The organism is bacterium, from assembly GCA_035308905.1.
GTDB lineage: Bacteria > Sysuimicrobiota > Sysuimicrobiia > Sysuimicrobiales > Segetimicrobiaceae > DASSJF01.
This window is the reverse complement of record DATGFS010000046.1, coordinates 1-20,723: the sequence shown is the minus strand read 5'-3', so window position 1 is coordinate 20,723 and position 20,723 is coordinate 1. Positions and strand designations below refer to the sequence as shown.

Annotated in this window: 17 protein-coding genes; 1 reads left to right on the top strand and 16 read right to left on the bottom strand. The window is 68.4% G+C overall.

Annotated features, from left to right (window positions below):
* The 14 genes from VKT83_14020 to hpt all read right to left on the bottom strand — a co-directional run bounded on the left by VKT83_14020 (position 1) and on the right by hpt (position 18,513).
* Positions 1–1,773 (bottom strand): ABC transporter substrate-binding protein, encoded by a 1,773-nt coding sequence (locus VKT83_14020; protein HLY23576.1) that lies wholly within the window; start codon positions 1,771–1,773, stop codon positions 1–3.
* A gap of 96 nt (positions 1,774–1,869) precedes the next feature.
* Positions 1,870–2,814 carry an ABC transporter permease gene (locus VKT83_14015; GenBank protein ID HLY23575.1) on the bottom strand — a complete coding sequence of 315 codons (945 nt, stop codon included), beginning with the start codon at positions 2,812–2,814 and terminating at the stop codon, positions 1,870–1,872.
* Positions 2,811–3,836 carry an ABC transporter permease gene (locus VKT83_14010; protein ID HLY23574.1) on the bottom strand — a complete coding sequence of 342 codons (1,026 nt, stop codon included), beginning with the start codon at positions 3,834–3,836 and terminating at the stop codon, positions 2,811–2,813. Before VKT83_14010 ends, VKT83_14015 begins: the two co-directional genes overlap by 4 nt.
* 60 nt (positions 3,837–3,896) lie before the next feature.
* Positions 3,897–5,654: an ABC transporter substrate-binding protein gene (locus VKT83_14005; protein HLY23573.1), complete on the bottom strand. Its 1,758-nt coding sequence runs from the start codon at positions 5,652–5,654 to the stop codon at positions 3,897–3,899.
* 101 nt (positions 5,655–5,755) lie between these two features.
* Positions 5,756–6,847 carry a dipeptide ABC transporter ATP-binding protein gene (locus tag VKT83_14000; protein HLY23572.1) on the bottom strand — a complete coding sequence of 364 codons (1,092 nt, stop codon included), beginning with the start codon at positions 6,845–6,847 and terminating at the stop codon, positions 5,756–5,758.
* Positions 6,848–6,855: 8 nt separating this feature from the next.
* Positions 6,856–7,899, bottom strand: coding sequence for an ABC transporter ATP-binding protein (locus VKT83_13995; GenBank protein HLY23571.1), 1,044 nt, complete (start codon positions 7,897–7,899; stop codon positions 6,856–6,858).
* A 222-nt stretch (positions 7,900–8,121) separates the two neighbouring features.
* Positions 8,122–8,709: a hypothetical protein gene (locus tag VKT83_13990; protein ID HLY23570.1), complete on the bottom strand. Its 588-nt coding sequence runs from the start codon at positions 8,707–8,709 to the stop codon at positions 8,122–8,124.
* 10 nt (positions 8,710–8,719) lie between these two features.
* Positions 8,720–9,859 carry an ABC transporter permease gene (locus VKT83_13985; protein HLY23569.1) on the bottom strand — a complete coding sequence of 380 codons (1,140 nt, stop codon included), beginning with the start codon at positions 9,857–9,859 and terminating at the stop codon, positions 8,720–8,722.
* Complete coding sequence (locus VKT83_13980) at positions 9,852–10,826, bottom strand: ABC transporter permease (protein HLY23568.1); 975 nt, start codon at positions 10,824–10,826, stop codon at positions 9,852–9,854. Before VKT83_13980 ends, VKT83_13985 begins: the two co-directional genes overlap by 8 nt.
* Positions 10,827–10,898: 72 nt before the next feature.
* The gene (locus VKT83_13975) at positions 10,899–12,668 is read right to left on the bottom strand and encodes an ABC transporter substrate-binding protein (protein ID HLY23567.1); all 1,770 of its coding nucleotides are present in this window, start codon (positions 12,666–12,668) and stop codon (positions 10,899–10,901) included.
* Positions 12,669–12,843: 175 nt separating this feature from the next.
* A complete protein-coding gene (locus VKT83_13970) occupies positions 12,844–15,021 on the bottom strand; it encodes a UvrD-helicase domain-containing protein (protein ID HLY23566.1) in 2,178 nt (725 codons plus the stop codon).
* Positions 15,022–15,154: 133 nt separating this feature from the next.
* Positions 15,155–16,768: a glutamine-hydrolyzing GMP synthase gene (gene guaA, locus VKT83_13965; protein ID HLY23565.1), complete on the bottom strand. Its 1,614-nt coding sequence runs from the start codon at positions 16,766–16,768 to the stop codon at positions 15,155–15,157.
* Complete coding sequence (locus tag VKT83_13960) at positions 16,765–17,922, bottom strand: GuaB3 family IMP dehydrogenase-related protein (protein ID HLY23564.1); 1,158 nt, start codon at positions 17,920–17,922, stop codon at positions 16,765–16,767. Before VKT83_13960 ends, guaA begins: the two co-directional genes overlap by 4 nt.
* 54 nt (positions 17,923–17,976) lie before the next feature.
* Complete coding sequence (gene hpt, locus VKT83_13955) at positions 17,977–18,513, bottom strand: hypoxanthine phosphoribosyltransferase (protein ID HLY23563.1); 537 nt, start codon at positions 18,511–18,513, stop codon at positions 17,977–17,979.
* A gap of 221 nt (positions 18,514–18,734) precedes the next feature.
* On the opposite strand from hpt, the gene pyrF reads away from it, so the two are divergent.
* Positions 18,735–19,460 carry an orotidine-5'-phosphate decarboxylase gene (pyrF, locus tag VKT83_13950; GenBank protein HLY23562.1) on the top strand — a complete coding sequence of 242 codons (726 nt, stop codon included), beginning with the start codon at positions 18,735–18,737 and terminating at the stop codon, positions 19,458–19,460.
* A gap of 36 nt (positions 19,461–19,496) precedes the next feature.
* Here pyrF and VKT83_13945 read toward each other — a convergent pair whose 3' ends face one another.
* Positions 19,497–20,123: a hypothetical protein gene (locus tag VKT83_13945; GenBank protein HLY23561.1), complete on the bottom strand. Its 627-nt coding sequence runs from the start codon at positions 20,121–20,123 to the stop codon at positions 19,497–19,499.
* Positions 20,124–20,141: 18 nt separating this feature from the next.
* Complete coding sequence (locus VKT83_13940) at positions 20,142–20,441, bottom strand: hypothetical protein (protein ID HLY23560.1); 300 nt, start codon at positions 20,439–20,441, stop codon at positions 20,142–20,144.
* Positions 20,442–20,723 lie beyond the last annotated feature (282 nt).

The following is a 20,723-nucleotide window of genomic DNA, read 5'->3' as shown; positions in this document are numbered from 1 at the left end:
TCACTGTTTGTAGATGGGATAGAAATACTGCCCCGGAAAGATCGCGTTGTAGTACCAGCCGTGCACCCACGACCGCATCGTATAGTACGTCACCGGCTGCACGAGGAACAGGTACGGCAGATCGTTGTAGGCGATCATCGAGATCTGCTTGTAGAGCGCCTTGCGCTTCGCCGGATCGGGCGTGCTCACCGCCTGGTCGATCAGCCGGTCCGCCTCGGGGTTCTTGTAGCCGCCGCGGGTCGGGAAGTATCCGTTCGCCGCGAGGAACGGCTGCGCGAAGTCGTGCGGATCCGGGTAGTCGGCGAACCAGCCGAGGAAGTACATCGTGCCCTTGTGTGACTGTAATAGACTGTTCAGTGTGCTCGCCGGCACCGGGCGGGAGTCGATCTGGAACTTCGGGTTGAGCGCGGTGACCGTGTCGCGGAGGATCTGCGCGCCCGTCTGCCGCGCGGTGTTGCCGGCCGTGAACGGCACGGTGAACTTGAACCCGGTCGACCACACACGGCCGCCGAACGCTTCCTTGAACTCCGCGACCGCCTTGTCCTTGCTGGTTTCGTAGACCGGCACCGACGGGTCGAACCCGAGCATCCCCTGCGGGATCGGCCCATGCGGGATGACGCCCTTGCCGGCGTAGGCGCCGCTGAGGTTGGCCGCGTAGTCGAACGCGTACGCGAAGGCGCGCCGCACGTGGAGATCGTTGAAAAAGTCGGAGGGGATGCCGGCCCCGTCGAGCTTCCCGCTGCCGGCGTCCGGGTTGGCCTCGGTGTTGATCTTGTAGTTGAACTGCAGCGTCTGCACGGCGATCTGCGGCAGGTTGTCCTGCATGATGGTGCCGGGGATGCCGCGCAATTGCGACTGCTGGTTGAGGCTTCGGACGATCAGGTCCACGTCGCCCTGCTGGAGCTGCAGCCGCGCGGTGGCGAACTCCGCCACGCTGCGGATCACGACGCGCCGCAGCGCCGCGGGCTTGCGCCAGTAGTGGTCGTTGCGCGCGAGGACGACCTGCTTGGCCTGCGGGTCCCACGATTCGAACATGAAAGGCCCGGTGCCGTCCATGTGGTTGAAGGCGTAGCGGTCCTCGGTCTTGGGGTTGTTGAACTTCTGCCAGGTCCCGGCCTGCCCGTCCCAGTCGCCGTGCCCGGCGGCCCACTTCTGCGGCATGATGGACGACCATGCCGCGACGATCGTCAGGAACGGCGCGAACGGCTTCTTGAGCCGGAAGACCACGCTGTTCCCACTCGCGCTCACCGCGCGCTGGACGTCGGCCCAGGCGACCTGGATCTTGCCCTTGTCGTCGCGCGTGCTGTCCACGCCCAGCAGCGGCGAGAGCAGCAGCCACGCCGGGCCGCCGGCCTGGTCTTGCAGCAGGAACCGGCGGACGGAGTAGACGACGTCGTTCACGGTCATGTCGGAGCCGTCGTGGAACTTGACGCCCTGCCGGATCGGGAAAGTGTAGGTCAGACCGTCCTGGCTGATGCCCCCGTTCTGGAGCGTCGGCACGCGCGTGGACAGCATCGGCTCGAAGCGGTCCAGCGAGGACCCGTTGTACATGATCAGCGTCTCGTAGACGTTCGGCCAGACCGGCTCGTACGAGTAGATGTCGTACGCGAGCGCCGGGTCGAGGCTGGTGATGTCGCCGAACTGCAGCTCGATGAACGTGTCCGGGTTCTTCACCGGCGTCCCGGCGCCTCGGGCGGCCGTAACGAGCGAGACCGCGACGGCGGCGGCCAGGATCACGGACGTGAGACGAGCGCTGCACCGCGTACGACCCATGCGGGTTACCTCCCGGCGCCGCCCCGTCCGGCGTTCCAGCCCACTGTAGGCCCGGGCGCGGCGGCCTGCTGTTCGTGGGAAGTCGTTCGCGCGAACCTAGCGGCTGCCCTGCAGACGCGGGTCGAAGATGTCGCGGAACGCGTCGCCGAGCAGGTTCCAGCCCAGGACGAACAGGAAGATCGCCGTCCCCGGCACGATCAGCGTATACCAGTACGTGAACGGATCCCCCGCCGTCCCGGCGATCCAGTTGTGGGAGAGGCTGACCAGCTGCCCCCAGTCGGCGTAGCCGGGCGGGGCGCCGAGCCCGAGGAACCCGAGCGCCGCGAACGTGATCACGATGCCGCCCATGTTGAGCGAGGCGAGAATGAGCAGCGGATAGATGGCGTTCGGGATCATGTGCCGGGCGATCACGCGGAAGTCCCCGCTGCCGAGCGCGCGCGCCGCCTGCACGTACTCCATGTCGCGCACGCGGAGGAACTCGCCGCGCAGCAGGCGCGTGTACGTCGGCCACTCCACGACCGCGATCGCGATCACGGCGTTCCGGACGCTCTGGCCCAGCACCGCCACGATCACGACCGTGAGGATGAGCCCCGGGAACGCGAGGAAGACGTCGGTGACGCGCATGACAATTTCGTCGGCGCGCCCGCCGTAAAATCCGCTGACGCTCCCGAGGGCGAGCGCGATCGCGACCGCGGTGGCGACGACGCTCAGCGCGACCATGAACGCGGTCCGCGCGCCCCACACGATACCGTAGAAAAGATCGAACTGCTCCTCGGTGGTCCCGAACGGATGGCCGGGGCCGGGCGGCCGCGGGTCGCTCGCGTACCCGGAGTGCGGGATCATGTACGGATTGCGCTCGGTGGGGTGCGCGAGGAAAGGCGCGAAGAGCGCCATCACGACGAAGAACGCCACCAGCCCGGCGCCGAGGACCGACAACGGATTGCTCCGGAACCGCCGGAGCGTCCGCTGCCAGGCGGTCTCGCCGACCCTGGGCCGCCGGGCCGCCGGCAGCGCGACGGGGCGCGCGTGGACGGCGTTCATTGCAGCCGGATGCGCGGGTCGACGATCGCGTACATCACGTCCGCGCAAAGGTTGCTGATGACGAGCAGTCCGGCGAAGATCAACGCGAAGCCCGTCACCGCGGGAATGTCGAGCTGCTGGCTGGCGTTCACGCCCCACTGTCCGATGCCCGGATAGTTGAACACCGTCTCGGTGATGACGACGCCGCTCAGCAGGCCGACGAACAGGAGGCTGCCGAGTGTGATCACCGGGATCAGCGCGTTCCGCCGCGCGTGCTTGTCGATAATGACCCGCTCCGCCAGGCCCTTCGCCCGGGCGGTGCGGACGTAGTCGGTGCGCAGCGTCTCCAGCATCGACGAGCGGGTGATCCGCACCAGCACGGCCGTCAGGTAGTACGTGAGCGTGGCGACGGGCAGGATGAGGTGCTTCGCCGCGTCCCAGAACAGCCATACCTGACCGTTCAGCAGCGCGTCAACGGTCATGAGGCCGGTGTAGGGGTGAAAGGCGCCGCTGCGGACGTACAGATCGGCGTTCAGCGAGAGCCGCCCCGGCGGGAACCACCCGAAGTGCCCGTAGAAGATCATCAACAGCAAGAGCCCCCACACGAAGGTCGGGAGCGACGCCCCGCTGATCGACGTAAACCGGCTGACCTGATCGAGGGCCTGATCCTTGTGGACCGCCGACTGCGTGCCGAGCCAGACGCCGAACACCAGGATGAGACCGAACGCGTACAGCGCCAGTTCCAGCGTGGCCGGGAAGTAGCCGCGGATCGCCGCGGCGACCGGCTCGCGGGCGGTCTCGCTCCAGCCGAGATCGCCGTGCGCAACCTGAACCAGCCAATCCCAGTACTGCACGTATACCGGCTGGTCGAGGTGGTACTTCCGGATGAGGTCGGGCAGCGCGTTGAGCTGCTTGGGGTCGTGGATGTATAGACTCGCGCGCATCGCCGGCGTCAGGAACTGCAGCAGCAAAAAGATCAGCGCGGACACCCCGAGGGCGACGAGCGGGAGCAGCAGCAGCCGGCGGGCGACGAACGCGGTCACGTCATCACAGGGCCGGCCCGCCTGCGGCGGGCCGGCCCCGGAAACTCCCCTCTTGCGCGGCTACTCTTTCGAGATCGGATAATAGTCGACTCCGCCGAGCACCGCGTTGTAGTACCAGCCGCGTACCCACGACCGCATCACGAAAAATCCCACCGGCTGCGCCACGTACAACCCCGGCACGTCGTTGTACGCGATCTTCGTCAACTGCCGGTACATCGCCGTGCGCTTCGCGGGGTCCGTCGTCTCGGCGGCCTGCTTGATCAGCGCGTCGGCCTGCGGGTTGCTGTAGGAGTTGCGTTTCGGGTAGTCGCCGTTGCTCCCGAGGAACGGCTGCGCGAAGTCGTCCGGATCGGGATAGTCCACCGCCCAGCCGAGGGCGTAGAACGTGCCCTTGTGCGCGTTGGTGTTCTGGAGGAAGGACGACCACTGCAGGTTCCGGATGTCGACCTTAAACTTGGGGTTCAGCGACTCGATCGAATCCTTCAGGATCTGCGCGCCGACCTGCCGGACGACGTTCCCGGTGTTGTAGGTGGTCGTAAACTTGAACCCGGTGTCCCACAGCTTCCCGCCCCAGGCTTCCTTGAATTCCGCGGTCGCTTTGGCGGGATCGTGCGTGTACTTCGGCGCGGTCGGATCATAGCCGAGCAGCCCGTTGATGATCGGGCCGTTCGGCTGCTCCGCCTTGCCCTTGTAACCGTCGCGGATGAAGGCCGCGTAGTCGAAGGCGTAGGCGAACCCGCGGCGGACGTGGACGTCGGTGAAGAAATCCGGCGGGATGCCGTTGCCGTCCAGCTTGCCGCTGCCGACGTCCGGGTTGCCTGTCGCGTCGATCTTGAAGTTGAAGTGCAGCACCTGGACCACCAGCTGCGGGAAGCCGTCGCGGATCGTGACGCCGGCCATCCCCTCGACCTTGCTTTGATCGGGCCGGTCCACCTGGATCAAATCCGCGTCGCCCTGCTGGAGCTGCAGGCGCCGGGTCGTGAACTCGTTGACGGTCTTGATGACGACCCGCGCCAGGCGAGCCGGCTTGCGCCAGTACTGGTCGTGGCGGACAAGAATGACCTGTTTGGCCTGCCGGTCCCACTGCTGGAGCTTGAACGGGCCGGTCCCGTCGATGTGATCGAAGGCGTAGCGGTCCTGCAATTTCGGGTTGTTGAACTTCTGCCACGTCCCGGCCTGGCCGTCCCAGTCGCCGTGGGCCGCGGCCCAGGCCTTGGGCATCACGAAGGACCACGCCGCGACGATGCTGAGGAATGCGCCGTAGGGATGGGCCAGGTGGAACACGACGTTGTCGCCCTGCACCGTGACCGTCTTCGCGGCGTCCGCGAAGTTGACCGCGATCTTGTCCTTGTCGCGCGTGCTGTCCCGCCCGAGCAGCGGCGTCAGCAGCAGCCACGAGGGCCCGCCGTCACGGTCCTGCAGCATGAATCGCAGCATGGAGTACCGCACGTCCTCGGGCGTCATCGTGGAACCGTCGTGGAACTTGACGCCCTTGCGGATCGGGAAGGTATACGTGAGGCCGTCTTTGCTGATCAGGCCGTTCGCGAGGCTCGGGACCGTGGTTGCCAGGATCGGCTGATACCGCGAGAGCACGCTGCCGTCGTACTCAATCAAGGTCTCGTAGGTATTGGGATATACAATCTCGTAGCTCGTCGTATCGTACTGGTAGGCCGGATCAAGGCTCTCCGGGTCGCCTGCCGTCAGCTTGACGAACGTATCGGGGTTCTTGACCGGCGCTCCCGCCCCCCGGGCGCCCGTCCCGAGCGCAAGCACGCCGACCATCAGCGCGAGTACGAGCGCGATTCCGCGGACCTTCACTGCCGCACCGCCTCCTTCGGATTTCCGAGCCACGATCGATCTGCCTTGCCGTTCTTCCGCGCAGGCTTTACGGCGGCGGCCGTGCGCGCGGCGGACCGGCGCTATGGGTTGGCCTGCTGTGTCTGGCCCGTCGCCACCGGACTCACGGCCGGACCCGGCGTGGCGACCACGGCCACTTTGCTGCGCTGGCTCTTGAACGGCCGGGGCGGACAGGCCACGAAGTGATCGCGCCCGCCGCCGATGTCCTCGAACGCCGGCGGATCGACCCGGCAGCTCGGCTGCGCGTACAGGCACCGGGTGTGGAACCGGCAGCCGGCCGGCGGGTTGATCGGGCTCGGCACGTCCCCGGGCAGGATGATCCGCTCGCGGCGCATCTCCGGATTGGGAATGGGCACCGCCGACAACAGCGCCTCGGTGTACGGGTGCTGCGGGTTCGCGAACAATTCGTCCGCCGGGGCCATCTCCACGATCTTGCCGAGGTACATGACCGCGATGCGGTCGCTGATATGCTTGACGACCGAGAGGTCGTGCCCGATGAACAGGTACGTGAGCCCGAACTCCCTCTGCAGCGACTCCAGGAGGTTGAGCACCTGCGCCTGGATGCTGACGTCGAGCGCCGAGACCGGCTCGTCCGCGATGATGAGCTTGGGGTTGACGGCGAGGGCGCGCGCGATGCCGATGCGCTGGCGCTGGCCGCCGCTGAACTCGTGCGGGTAGCGGTTCGCGTGATAGGGGGACAGGCCGACGACCTCGAGCAGCTCCTGGACGCGGCGGATCTTGTCGCGGCCGCGGGCGAGGTTGTGGATCTCGAGCGGCTCGCCGATGATGTCCCCGACGGTCATGCGAGGGTTGAGCGACGAGTACGGGTCCTGGAAGATGATCTGCATGTCGCGGCGCATCCGCCGCAGCTCTTCCTTGTGCAGCTTGAAGATGTCCCGGCCCTCGAACAGCGCTTCGCCCGAGGTCGGCTCCTGCAGCCGGAGGATTACGCGGCCGGTCGTCGTCTTGCCGCAGCCGGACTCGCCGACGAGCCCGAGCGTCTCGCCTCTGCGGATGAAGAAGTCCAGACCGTCGACGGCCTTGACCGCGCCGACCTGCCGCTGGAAGATGAAGCCCTTGGTGACGGGATAGTGCTTGACGAGGTTCTTTACCTCGAGGAGAATCTCGCCGGTCTTCGCCCCGCTCGTCGCCATGGTTCCTCCTAGACCGTTCCGCTGCGTGTCGATGCGGCCAGGCCGGCCTTCTCCGCCGCCTGCCGGTCCTTCTCCGTGGCCTTATCCGAATAAAGGTAGCACTTTGCGGTGTGACCGGGACCGACGTTGTAGTCCGGCGGGTCGGCCTGGACGCACACGTCCATCACGAACGGGCACCGCGGCGCGAACGCACAGCCCGGCGGGAGATCGATGAGGCTCGGCGGCTGGCCCTCGATCGGAATCAGCCGCTCCTGCCGAAGGTAGAGCTTCGGCACGGAGTGCAGCAGGCCCCAGGTGTACGGGTGCTTGGGCTCGCGGAAGGTGCTGCGCACGTCGGTGTGCTCGATCGGCCGGCCGGCGTACATCACGACGACGTTGTCGCACATCTCGGCGACGACGCCGAGGTTGTGGGTAATGAAGATGATGGACATCCCGAACTCGCGCTGCAGTCCCCGCATCAGGTCGAGGATCTGCGCCTGGATCGTGACGTCGAGCGCCGTGGTCGGCTCGTCGGCGATGAGGATCGACGGGTTGCAGGACAGCGCCATCGCGATCATCACGCGCTGCCGCATGCCGCCCGAGAACTGATGCGGGTAGTCCTTGACCCGCTGCTTGGCCAGCGGGATCTTGACGCGGTCCAGCATTTCGGCGGCGCGGTCCCAGGCCGCTCGCTTGTCGAGCCGCTGGTGGAGGATGATGGCCTCGGCGATCTGCTCGCCGATCGTGAGGACGGGATTGAGGGAGGTCATCGGTTCCTGGAAGATCATCGCCATACGGTTGCCGCGGATCTTCCGCATCTCCTCGTCGGAGAGCTTGAGGAGGTCGCGGCCCTCGAACCGGATCTCGCCGTCGACGATCTTGCCGGGCGGCATCGGGATGAGCCGCATGAGCGAGAGCGCGTGCACGCTCTTCCCGCATCCCGACTCGCCTACGACCCCCAGCACTTCGCCCCGCTGGAGGTCGTACGAGAGGCCGTCGACCGCGCGCACGACGCCCTCGTCGGTATAGAAGTAGGTCTTCAGGTTGCGCACCGACAGCAGTGCGTCAGCCACGCGTCGCCCCCCTGGACTTGCCGCCGTTTGCGCCGGTCAACCGCCCCGCGGGCTCACGCACATGCGCGCCCGCGCGGAGCGCCGACTACGACATAGCCTGGTTCGGCCGGCGGCGTCGCTGGCGCCGGCTGGTACACCGGCGCGGTGGTCTCGGGATTCCACAACGTGTACCTAATTCCTTTACTCATCCACCGGCGGCGCGGTTCCCTTCGGCCGGCCGGTTTACTTGGGCAGGCCCGGCGCGTACTGGACGGTATAGGCGGCGTAGTCCTGGCCCGGCGATCCCGTCACGCTCGCGAGGCGCTGCCGCCCGTGGTACAGCTCGGCGACCACCTGCGCGGCGGACGAGTCGTTATAGAGGGCCAGCTGAACGATCAGCCGGCCCTCCGTGGCGAGGTACTGGCGGTTGAGCGCCGAGGTGTGCGCGGGATCGTAGTACCGGGACTGGAAGCGCACCGTGACCGTGCCCGAGGCCGGATCGTACGTGGCGACCGGATGGCTCGCGTCGCCGGAGATGCTGATCACGGCGCCGCGGACCCGGGTGGCCGGGTCCCGCTGCACCCCCTGCGGAATATCGGGCAGGACGGCCCCCCGCTGCACCTGGGCGATCCTTCCATACAAGAACACCCCGCCGACGATCAGCGCGGCCGCCGCAATCCCGATCCAGATCGTCCGGAGGAGGGGGGATGGCCGCCGGGGGCGGTGCGGACCTCGGCCGGGCCGGCGGCCGGCGTCCCGCGCCGCGGGGCGCCGCGCCGCCCGGGCGCCCGGCCCGCCCTGCCGTGCCTGCGGGGGAGTGGTTGGCGTCATGCCCCCCATTCTACGTCGAGCGCTGGCGGGGGTCCAGCGCGTCGCGGATGCCGTCGCCCAGGAAGTTGAAGGCGAGAATCGCCAGCACGATCGCCGCGCCGGGCACGAGCAGCCACGGGAACTGCGTGAACACTTCGATGCTCTGCGCCTGCGCGAGCTGCAGACCCCAGCTGGTGCTCGGCTCCTGGACGCCGATCCCGAGGTACGACAGCCCGCTCTCGCCGAGGATGACGCCCGGAATGGTCAGGGTCGCTGCCACGATGATGTACGAGGACGTGCTCGGCAGCACATGCCGCACGATCACGCGGAAGTCCTTGAGGCCGGCCGCCCGCGCGGCCAGCACGAACTCGAGCTCGCGCAGCCCGAGGACGATTCCGCGGATCACCCGGGCGAGCCCGCCCCAGCCGGTCAGGCTGAACACGCCCGAGAGCAGCACGATGCGCTGCGGACTGGTGAGCGTCGGCGGCAGCACCGACGTCAGCGCGAGGATCAAATAGAATTGCGGAAACGACGCGAGCACCTCGACGGCCCGCATCATCGCGTTGTCGACGAGGCCGCCGTAGTACCCTGCGATGCCGCCCAGCACCATGCCGATCGGGAAGCTGATCACGACGACGAGGATGCCCAGCATGAGCGACACGCGGCTGCCGTAGAGCAGCCGGGACAGCATGTCGCGCCCGAACTGGTCCGTCCCGAGCAGGAACAGGCGCGCCGGCGGATCGACGCCGATGAAATGAAGGTCGCCGGGCACGAGCCCGAGCCAGCGATACGGCGAGCCGTGGACGAGGAACCGCACGTCGTACGTGCGCGACGTGTCCGGGGCGTACTGCGGGATCGAGACGTCCACGACGCGGTACGCGTAGACGAACGGGCGCAGGTGGATGCGCCCGCGCGCGTCGATCCAGTGGATCCCCGTCGGCGGCGCGTAGAACAGCGTGCGATCGCTCTGGTCCAGTCCGTACGGCGCGAGCACCTCGGCCAGGATCATCGCGGTGTAGAGCACGATCAGCGTGGCGCCGCCCGCCACGGCGAGGCGGTACCGCCGGAGCTGCCGCCAGGCGAGCTGCCACGGGCTGCGGGCCCGCGCGGCCTCGGCCCGCCGCTGCGCGGCGACCCGTGAGGCGGCGACCTCGTGCGCCGTGCTAGTCATAGCGGATGCGCGGGTCGACGTAGGCCAACATGATGTCGGCCGTCAGGTTGCCGAGGATCAGCATCACGCTGCCGAACAGCAAGCTCGCCATCACCACGAAGACGTCCTTCTTGAGCAGCGCCTCGAGGATCAGCCGGCCGAGCCCCGGATACCCCATGATGTTTTCGACGAAGGCGGCGCCGCTGAGCAGTCCGCCGAGCTCGAAGCCGAAGAACGTGATGAGCGGATTGATGGCGTTGCGCACGGCGTGCCGGTAGATCACCCGCCGCTCGGCGAGCCCCTTCGCCCGCGCGGTCTTGACGTAGTCCGACCGCAGCACCTCGAGCAGGTTGTTGCGCATGTACCGCATCAGGCCCCCGACCGAGAAGAGCCCGAGCGCGATCGTCGGCAGGACGAGGTGCCGCGCGACGTCGAGGGCCTTGCCCCACCACGGGTATGTGTCGAAGTCGACGCTCGTCAGGCCCTGCAGCGGCAGCAGGTGGCTCCAGTAGGCCGCGTAGAGCAGCAGCAGAGCGCTGAAGAACGAGGGAATGGAGATCGCCACGAACGCTGCGGTGTTGAGGACGCCGTCCATCGCGGAGTACTGGTGCACGGCGGAATAGATTCCGAGCGGCAGCGCCACCGACCAGGCCACGACCAGCGAGCTCAGCGACAGCAGCAGGGTGTTCAGCGCGCGGCTGCCGATCAGCCACGTGACCGGGACGTTGTAGGCGAAGGACAGGCCGAAGTCGAGGTGCAGGATGCTCCACAGCCACCGGAAGTACTGGATCCAGGGCGGCTGGTCCATCCCGAACTGCGCTTTGAGCGCCGCGATCGTCTGCGGGCTGATCTGCGGGTACTGCAGCACGAGCGCCTGAAAGTAATTGCCGGATCCCGGCACGAGCTGAATGGCGGCCCAGCTCACCAGCGTAATGCCGAACAGCAGCGGGCCGAGCAGCAGCAGGCGGCGCAGAATGTAGCGAACCATCAGCCTGCAGCCCGGGTTATCGGCACGAGTGTCGTCTCCACGCCCGGCCGGCACCCGGCCGGGCCGTCCGCGCTACGGCTTGATGAAGACCACCGGGAAGTTCCAGAACGGACCGCCGAACGCGGTGAAGTGGATGTTGCCGAACTTGTTCCGGACGGCGACGTAGGCGTTCGGAATCGCCGTGTACACGACCGGCACCTGTTCGGCCACGATCACCTGGTACTGGTAGTAGTACTCGCGGCGGCGATTCTGATCCACGGTGGTCGCGCCCAGGTTGAAGTAGCGGTCGATCTGCGCCTCCCACGGCGTGACCGGCTTCGCCTCCTTCGGGTTCCACATGTGGAGGCTGCCGGAGGAGCGCCAGACGTTCTGTCCGTTGTGCGGCTCGATGCCGCCGGTGAGGCCGAGCACCATCGTCTCCCACTTGAACGACTCCACCAGCTTGTTGACCAGCGTGTTGAACGCTTCCGGCACCAGGGTGACCCGCATGCCGAGCTGCGACAGGTCCTGCCGCATGATGTTCGCGATCGCCACCCGGTCCTGGTTGTCCGAGTTCGTGCTGATCACGAACTCCACCGGGTGCCCGTCGCCGTCCCGCAGCATCCCGTCCGGGCCCTTTTTGAAACCGCCCTCGGCCAGGACCTGCGCCGCCTTCGTCAGATCGTACGGATACTGCATCACGTGCGGGTTGAAGAAGAACTTGTCCGCCGGACTCTCCGGACCGTACTGGACGACAGCGTGGCCGGCGTACACCTGGTTGATGATCGCCTGCCGGTCGGTGGCGTAGGACACGGCCTGGCGGAACTTCTGATTCTGGAACCACTTGGTCTTGTAGTCCGGCATGCCGCTGCGCGGGTTTTGGTTGAACACCAGGAATTCGGTGCCGAACGTCGGGCCGCCGTCGAAGACCGTGTAGTTGCCGGCCTTTTCGTCCCGCTTGAAGGCGGCGTACTCCTTGGGCCGCAGGCCGTAGCTGTCGGTCTGCTTGCCCTGGAAGAGCAGCCGCAGCGCCTCCTGGCTGGGTACGATGCGCAGGACGACGCGGTCGATGTAGGGCAGCCGGTGCCCCTGCCCGTCGACCTTCCAGTAGTGCGGGTTGCGAACGTAGCGGACGCGTTCCGCCGGCCGGTATTCCGTCATGATGTAGGGGCCGGAGCCGACCAGCTCGCTCGGCGGCGTGTTGACCCCCCAGGTCTGCCGGAATTTCCCCGCTTTGTAGGGGGCCTCGAGCTTGTGGCGCGGGAGGATCGAGACCCCGATCGTGCGGAGGAACGGGCCGAACGGCTCTGCGGTGTGGAACGCCACGGTCCGCGCGTCGACCTTCGTCGCCTCCACCGGCTTCCCGGCGACGCTCAGCACGTCGGCGAGGCTGTTCGGAATGTTCTTGTCGAAGATGACGCCGAAGGTGAAGACGACATCGTCCGCGGTGAGCGGCTGGCCGTCGTCCCACTGCAGGCCCTGCCGCAGCACGAAGGTCCACGTCTTGCCGTCCGGACTCGTCTTCCACGATTCCGCGAGCGCCGGCTCCGTCTCCGTCGTCTCGCCGTTGTCCTCGACCAGCCCGTCGAAGAGGGTGCCGAGCGGCCCCGTCGACGAGGTCTCCTGCGCAAGGATGGGGTTGAACGTCCGCGGATCGCTGACCTGCGAGTCGAGAAACTCGCCGCCGAATCGTCCCGGATCGCCGACCATGACCTTCGGGTTCGGCAGGCCCGGGAGGACCGGATGATGGGACGGCGCGGAGGCGCCCCACGCCGGCCGACCGGCGCCCGGCAACCATGAACTCAACGCCGGCGGCATCAACAGCGTTGCAACGAGGATCAAGGACACGGCAACAAATCGCACAGTGGGACCTCCCTGCATATCGCCCTGCACGATCAACTCCGCTTCAGCGGGCGTTCCTTCGCAAGCGGCTCTCTAGGATACATTTCCTCTTTTTAGGCGGAAGGAACGGGTCTACCGGCGGGCTCGGAGGCTGCCGGTAAGTTATTCGCGCGGAGCGGCCTGCGCCCCCTGCCCGTCAACCAACCTCGAGCGGCGCGTAGCCGAGCGCGAGTCGCTTGGTCCCTGCCGGGCCGTCGAACCGGACGGTGATGATCGCGCGCGGCCCCTCCCCGTCCACCTCGAGTACGCGCCCCGCGCCGAACGTCTTGTGCCGGACGGCGTCGCCGACGGCGACCTCGGGCACGGGACGCTGATCTTCCGCCGGCCAGTCGCCGGTCCCGGTCCGGGGCGTCGCCGCGCGCTCGACGGCGTCGGGCGGGATCTCCGCGAGGAACCGCGACGGCAGGCTCGGCCGCGTCGTGCCGTACGACGTGCGCTGGCGGGCGTAGGTAAGCAGGAGGCGGTGCCGCGCGCGGGTCATCCCAACGTAACAGAGCCGGCGCTCCTCGGCAAGATCGACCTCTTCCTCCAGCGCGCGCATGTGCGGAAACAGCCCCTCCTCGAGGCCGGCCAGGACAACCACCGGGAACTCGAGGCCCTTCGCGCTGTGCAGCGTCATGAGCGTTACTCGGTCGGGACGCTCCTCGAGGGAGTCGACGTCCGTCTGCAGCGCGAGGTGCTGGAGAAACGCCTCGAGCGTCCCCTCCCCGCTCATCGCCTCGACTTCCTGCGCGACCGCGGCCAGCTCCTCGAGGTTCTCGAGGCGCGCGTAGGCTTCGTCGGTCCCTTCGGCCTCGAGCATGCGGCGGTACCCCGTCCGGTCGAGCGCGCGCAGCAGGACGTCGCGCGCGGAATGATCCGCGGCAAACACGCCGAGGTCTTCCACGAGATCGACGAACTCGGTCAGGCCCGTCCGGATCGCGCCGCCGATCCCCGGGACCCCGGCCGGGGCGGCCGGCGACGGTCCGGCGCCCGCGGCGCCTCCGCGAACGGCGCTGCGCACCGCCTCCCACAACGTGGCGCCCGACTCGCGTGCGTGGGCGTCCAGCCGCCGGATGGTGGTGTCGCCGATGCCGCGCCGTGGGACGTTGACGACGCGCCGCAGGCCCGCCTCGTCCGCGGGGTTGAAGGCAAGACGAAGGTAGGCCAGCAGGTCCTTGACCTCCGCGCGCTCGTAGAAGCGAAGGCCGCCGACGATCTGGTACGAAATGCCGAGACGGAGGAACATCTCCTCGAACTGCCGGGACTGCGCGTGGGTGCGGTAGAGCACCGCGACCTCGCCGAACCGGCCGCCCGCGGCCTGGTGCGCGCGGATCTGGTCGCCGGCATACCGCGCCTCCTCGTAGCCGTCGAACGCCTCGTACAAGGTGACCGGCGCGCCGTCGGGGTTGGCCGTCCACAGGGCCTTCGGGTGCCGGTGCGGATTGTTGTGGATCACGCCGCCCGCGACCGCGAGGATGCGCCGCGTCGAGCGGTAGTTCTGCTCGAGCGCGACGATCCGCGCCTCCGGGTAGTCGCGCTCGAACTCGAGGATGTTGCGGACGTCGGCCCCCCGCCATCGGTAGATCGCCTGATCGTCGTCCCCGACGACGCAGAGATTGCGGTGGCGCCGCGCGAGGAACCCGATCAGCGTGTACTGCGCATGGTTCGTGTCCTGATACTCGTCGACGAGAATGTGCCGGAACCGGTCCTGGTACCGCGCGAGCGCCTCGGGCGAGGCCCGCAGCAGCTGCACCGTCCGCAGCAGCAGGTCGTCGAAGTCGAGCGCCCGCGCGTCGTCGAGCCGCCGCTGGTAGGCCGCGTAAATCTGGGCGAGCATCGACTCGCGGGCCGTCTCCGCGCGGGCGGCGTACGCGACGTGGTCCACCAGTTCGTTCTTCGCGCGGCTGATTTCGGCGAGCACCGCGGCCGGGGGAAACCGGCGGTCGTCGAGGTCCAGCGCGCGGAGCGTCTCGCGCATCAGCGTGCGCTGGTCGTCGCTGTCGTAAATGATGAAACGCGGATCGACGCCGGCCGGCGCCCCGGAGACGCGAAGCATGCGGCTGCACGTCGCGTGAAAGGTCCCGATCCACAGCGCCCGCGCGATTTTTTGACCGAGCAGCGCGGTGAGGCGCTCGCGCATCTCGCCCGCGGCCTTGTTCGTAAACGTCACCGCGAGGATCGCGGACGCCGGAACGCCGCGCTCTTGGATCAGCGAGGCGATGCGGTAGGTGAGGACGCGGGTCTTCCCCGATCCCGCGCCGGCGAGCACCAGCAGCGGGCCGTCGCCGTGGCGGACCGCCTCGAGCTGGCGATCGTTGAGCAGGGTTTCCATTGTGGATTTTGGTTCGGGCACGGCTACACCTGAGGCGCCTGTCGCTGGATGGAGCAGCTGGTTTTCTACTCTACTATCCTACACTCTATCGAACTTCGAGAGGAGGGCCGGCTGGGTGGCGCAGTCGTCTGCGCTACTCCCACTCAATGGTTGCCGGCGGCTTGCTCGTCACGTCGTAGACCACGCGGCTGATCCCGGGAACCTCGCCGGTGATCCGGTTGCTCATCGCCTCGAGCAGATCCGCGGGCAGCCGCGCCCAGTCGGCGGTCATACCGTCCTCGCTCGTCACGACGCGGATCGCGACGACGTGTCCGTACGTGCGCGCGTCGCCGGCGACGCCGACCGTGTGCACGGGCAGGAGCACCGCGAACGCCTGCCAGACCTCGCGGGTCACACCGGCGCGGCGGAGCTCTTCGCGAACGATCGCATCGGCCGCGCGCAGCGTCTCGAGCCGCTCGTCGGTCACTTCCCCGAGCACCCGGATCGCGAGCCCCGGCCCCGGGAACGGATGCCGGCCGACCATCTCGTCGGGCAGGCCGAGCGTTCGGGCGACCACGCGGACCTCGTCTTTGAACAGCGTCCTGAACGGCTCGATCAGGCGGAACGGCATCACGTCCGGCAGGCCGCCGACGTTGTGGTGCGTCTTGATACGCGCCGCCGTGCGCGTGCCGCTTTCGATGACGTCGGGATAGAGCGTGCCCTGCACGAGGTACTCCGGCCGGTCGAAGCGCGCCGCCTCTTCCGCGAAGACCGTGATGAACTCGCGGCCGATCAGGATCCGCTTTTGCTCCGGATCGATCACGCCCTCGAGGCGCGCGAGGAAGCGGCGGCGGGCGTCGACGTGCAGGAGCGGCATCCCGAAGTGGTCGCGGAACACCGAGACGACGCCCTCGGACTCGCCCTGGCGGAGCAGCCCGTGGTCCACGAACACGCACCTCAGCCGGTCGCCGATCGCCCGGTACACCAACGCGGCCGCCGCGGAAGAGTCGACCCCGCCGCTCAGCGCGCAGATCGCGCGGCCCGTGCCCACCTGCGCGCGGATCTCGTCGACGGAGCGGTCGATAAACGACGCCATCTCCCACGACGGGGAGCAGCCGCACACGGTGTAGAGGAAGTTGCGCAGCACCTCCGTGCCCCACGGCGTGTGCGAGACCTCCGGGTGGAACTGCAGGCCATACAGCCGGTGGGGCCGGTGCGCGATCGCGGCGTAGGGCGTGTGGTCGGAGTGCGCGAGCGTCTCGAAGCCCTCGGGCAGGCGCGAGACGGTGTCGCCGTGGCTCATCCAGCCGATCAGCCGGCGCTCGAGACCGCCGAACAGCGCGTCCGGCGACTCGTCGACGAAGAGGCGCGTCCGGCCGTACTCGCGGCGCGCGGCGGGACCGGTGTGACCGCCCAGCACGTGCGCCATCAGCTGCATGCCGTAGCAGATGCCGAGAATCGGGATGCCCGCGGTGAAGAGCCCGGGGTCGCAGTGCGGCGCCCCGCGATCGTACACGCTGTTGGGACCCCCCGAGAGGATCAGGCCCTTCGGGCGGAGCGCGAGCAGATCGGCGAGCGGGGTGTCGTACGGCAGGATCAGGCTGTAGACGCGAAGCTCGCGGACGCGCCGGGCGATCAACTGGCTGTACTGCGCCCCAAAGTCGAGGACGACGACGAGATCGTCCGTGGACGGAACGTGCGCGCGGGTCTCGCGCTCCCGGACCGCCGCATCCGCGCCGATCTGTGGTGAAATTGAAGCGGCCGTCACCGGCCCTGCCCCACCCGCTGCGCGATCTGCATGGTCTTGCCCTCCGTGACGAGCGCGGGGGCGATGATCACCTCGGCCTGCTGCATCTGCCGGACGGAGCGCGCGCCGCACATGCCCATCGCGGTGCGGAGCGCCTCGATCAGGTTTTGCGAGCCGTCGTCGACCCGGGCCGGTCCGAACAGGATGTCGCGCAGGGTGCCCGTGCTGCCGACGGCGATTCGCGTGCCCCGCGGCAGCGCGGCGTGCGGCGTCGCCATCCCCCAGTGGAAGCCGCGCCCGGGAGCTTCTTCGGCGCGCGCGAAGAGCGAGCCGAGCATCACCGCATCCGCGCCGCATGCGATCGACTTGGCGATCTCGCCGCCGACCGAGATCCCGCCGTCGGCGACGATCGGCACGTGCCGCCCCGTCCGGCGCGCGAACTCCGCCCGCGCGGCGGCCACGTCCATGATCGCCGTCGCCTGGGGCACCCCGACGCCGAGCACCTTCCGGCTGGTGCACGCGGCGCCGGGCCCGACCCCGACGAAGACCGCGGACACGCCGGACTCGAAGAGCTGCAGCGCCGCCTCGTAGGAGACGCAGTTGCCGGCCATGACCGGGATCTTGGTGTGGGCGACGAGCTCCCGCAGCGACAGGGCGCGGCCCCGTTCGCTGCGGTGCTGTTCGGTGATGACGGTGGACTGCACGAGCAGAATCTCGGCACCCGCCTCCGCCGCGACGGGGGCGAGGCGCCCGGCGCCGGCCGGCGTCGTGGAGACGACCGGCACGCCCCCGCCCGAGCGGATCTCGGAGACGCGGCGCCCGACGAGGTCGTCCTTGATCGGCTCGCGGTAGACTTCCTGCATCACCGCCACGACGCGGTCCGGCGTCGCCGCGGCGAGCCGGTCCAGCACCTCGCGCGGATTGGCGTAGCGGGTCTGGATGCCTTCGAGGTTGAGGACGGCCATCGCGCCGAGCTTCGAGAGCGCGGCGGCCATGCCGACGTCGACGACGCTGTCCATCGCGGCCGCGATGACGGGCAGCGCGAAGCTTCGTCCCGCGACCTGCCACGACGTGTCGACGTCTTCCGGATCCACGGTTGCCGACGCCGGGACGAGCGCGATCTCCTCGAACCCGTACGTGCGGCGGGCGGCGCGGCCCTTACCGATGAACTCCATGCGTACACCCTCCTGGAGACTCGGGCGCCCCCGCGGGGCGGGGCCGTCGGCGGTTCACGTGTAGACCTCCGGCTTCAGAACACAGATAAACGGGAGATTCCGGTAGATGCCCGCGTAGTCGAGCCCGTATCCGACCACGAATTTGTCGGGGATCTCAAAGCCGCGGTAGTCGATCGGCACGTGGCGGCGGCGGCGCGTCGTCTTGTCGAGCAACGCGCACACGCGGAGGCTCGCCGGATACCGCGCCTTCAGTGTCTCGAGCAAGTAGTCCATCGTGAAGCCGGTGTCGATGATGTCATCCACGATCACGACGTGCCGTCCCTCGATCGTCTGATCGAGATCTTTGAGAATGCGGACGATGCCGGAGTTCTCGGTGCCGGTCCCGTACGCGCTCGTGGCGATGAAGTCGAGCATGCAGGGGATCGAGACCTGGCGGAGCAGATCGGACAGGAACAGCGACGAACCCTTCAGGATGCCGACGAACAGCGGGGTCTTGCCGTCGTAATCTCTGCTGATCTGCCGTCCGAGGTCCGCGATGCGATCCGCGAGTTCATCCTCGCGAATCAACACCTCGGCGACGTCGTCCAGCAACCCCACGCGGCGTGGGCCCTCCCCTGCGGCGCCGGAACCCGCGTAGGGCGACGCCGGCGCGTTCCGCCGGCAAGTCTCGCGGAGCGGGGGCTCCGGATAATTTACTGGATTATAGGACGTACGTTCGCGGGTGTCAACCGACCCCGCATGCGGGTCACGTGATCGACCGCGTATAATAACCACGGCACGACAAACCCATTAACGATCTCCGGGAGGGATCGATGGGAAATGCCGCGGATCCGCGTGATCGTCTGATCGTGGCGCTCGACGCGCCCTCGCTCGCCGAAGCCGAAGCGCTCGCGGACCGCCTCGCCGGCGCGGTGCGGTGGTTCAAGATCGGCCCGCACCTCTTCACCACGGCGGGGCCGACCGCCGTCGCGGCGATCCGCCGGCGCGGCGAAGTTTTCCTCGACCTCAAGTTTCACGACATTCCATCGACGGTCGCCGCCGGCGTCGCGGCCGCCTCCCGGCTCGGCGTCTCGCTGTGCAACGTGCACGCGCTCGGCGGCCGCGCCATGATCGAGGCCGCGGCCGGGGCCGCCCGCGAGGCGCACCGCGCGGCGAACGCCGCGCGCATGAAGGTAATCGGGGTCACGCTGCTCACGAGCGGCAACGACGCGGCGCTCGCCGAGATCGGCATCGCCGACTCTCCCGCGGCGGAAACGCTGCGGCTCGCGCGGCTCGCGCGAGTAGGCGGACTGGACGGGGTCGTCGCCTCGCCCCTCGATGCGGCGGCGGTGCGGTCGGCGTGCGGTCCGGAGTTCCTCATCGTGTGCCCGGGCATCCGGCCCGAGGGCGTCGATCGCGACGATCAACGGCGCACCGACACGCCGGCGGCCGCGGTCGCGGCGGGCGCCGACATGCTGGTGGTGGGGCGCGCCGTCACGAAGGCCGGCGATCCACGGCGCGCGGCGGAGGAAATCATCCGGCAGATCGCCGGCGTCTAGGCTGCCGGCCGGAGCACGCGCCGGCGCGCGTCTGTGCTACGGCGCGCCCGGTTCTGCGGTCAGAGAATCGGGAATCCCGGCGGCCGCGCGCCGCACCGCGTCGTCGAGCGCGTTCTGGACGGCCAGCATGGGCAGCGTGCCGAACGAATGCCCGGCAACCTTGGTTTGATAGACGATGCGTCCCTGCGAAACGTCAAACACCTGCGCCGTGACAACGGCGAGACCGGCCAGAACGCCTCCGCCTTCGCCGCCGAAGTCGAAGTTGTTGCCGCCCCCGCCGAACCGGTCCAGCACCAGCGATTCGATCCATCCCACCACCACGCGGTCCGCGCCCGCGGCGCGGCCGAGTTCGCTCAACCGCGCGAACCGCAGCGCGTCCCACTCACGCCACCGCAGGCCGCCTTCCTGCGTCCTGACCTGCCCGCGCGGCACGACTGAGAACCGGCCGGCGGACGCGGCGACCAGCTTCGCAGACATGTCTTCGCTGGCGTACTCCCCCGGGATCAACCCCGAGTACTCGGTGACGGGCGTCGGGGCGTAGAAAAGCGCCACCGCCACGGTGTGGCCCGCCGCGACCGCGGGCGGCGCCCACGGCGCCAGCGCCGGCAGGAGCGCCGCCACAGCCACGGCGACGCGGGATCTCACCGTCGAGCGGCGCCGCACGGCCGAGAGCCTCCCGGGCTAGGGCGTCGACTGCGCCGGAACCGGACGACCGTCGGCGTACTTGACGATCGACCACACATGGCCGTTGTACCTCACGGTGTCGCCCACCGAGACTTTCGCAAAGAACGACCCCGGAACCAAATAGGTCTGACCGTCTACCATGATCTGTCCGTCGAACTCATCCGGGGTCTTTGTGTACTTCTGTTCCACCGGCCCGTACACATAGGCGTTGGCGCCGCACCCGACCGAGATGTCCGCGGCGAGGAGCGAGAGTATGGCGACGAAGATGACGGCCCTGACGGTCTGCCCCCGCATCATCTGCACCTCCGAAAAACTACCGGCTACAAGTATAGTCCATTGCAACGGGCGCGTGTAACCATTTTTCATCATCCGCGCGATCTCCCCGGAGAAAACCGGGTGGCCCCCCGGTTGTCCGGGAGGCCACCACGGAGCGGTGCGCGGATCCGGAGATTTAGAAGTTGTAGTTAATCTCCGACCGGTACAACGTGTACTGCGAGATCCCGTTGATCCGCTGATTCTCCACGCGGGTGTAGAGCGAGGCCCCGGGCGCGAACCGGTACACCACCCCGACCCGCCACT

Excerpts from the sequence above, each read along its gene's own strand:
- VKT83_13970 (HLY23566.1), bottom strand. The coding sequence starts at position 15,021 with ATGGAAACCCTGCTCAACGATCGCCAGCTCGAGGCGGTCCGCCACGGC.
- VKT83_13990 (HLY23570.1), bottom strand. The coding sequence starts at position 8,709 with ATGACGCCAACCACTCCCCCGCAGGCACGGCAGGGCGGGCCGGGCGCC.
- VKT83_14000 (HLY23572.1), bottom strand. The coding sequence starts at position 6,847 with ATGGCGACGAGCGGGGCGAAGACCGGCGAGATTCTCCTCGAGGTAAAG.
- VKT83_14015 (HLY23575.1), bottom strand. The coding sequence starts at position 2,814 with ATGAACGCCGTCCACGCGCGCCCCGTCGCGCTGCCGGCGGCCCGGCGG.
- pyrF (HLY23562.1), top strand. The coding sequence starts at position 18,735 with ATGGGAAATGCCGCGGATCCGCGTGATCGTCTGATCGTGGCGCTCGAC.
- VKT83_13940 (HLY23560.1), bottom strand. The coding sequence starts at position 20,441 with ATGATGCGGGGGCAGACCGTCAGGGCCGTCATCTTCGTCGCCATACTC.
- VKT83_13980 (HLY23568.1), bottom strand. The coding sequence starts at position 10,826 with ATGGTTCGCTACATTCTGCGCCGCCTGCTGCTGCTCGGCCCGCTGCTG.
- VKT83_13985 (HLY23569.1), bottom strand. The coding sequence starts at position 9,859 with ATGACTAGCACGGCGCACGAGGTCGCCGCCTCACGGGTCGCCGCGCAG.
- VKT83_14020 (HLY23576.1), bottom strand. The coding sequence starts at position 1,773 with ATGGGTCGTACGCGGTGCAGCGCTCGTCTCACGTCCGTGATCCTGGCC.
- VKT83_13960 (HLY23564.1), bottom strand. The coding sequence starts at position 17,922 with ATGGAGTTCATCGGTAAGGGCCGCGCCGCCCGCCGCACGTACGGGTTC.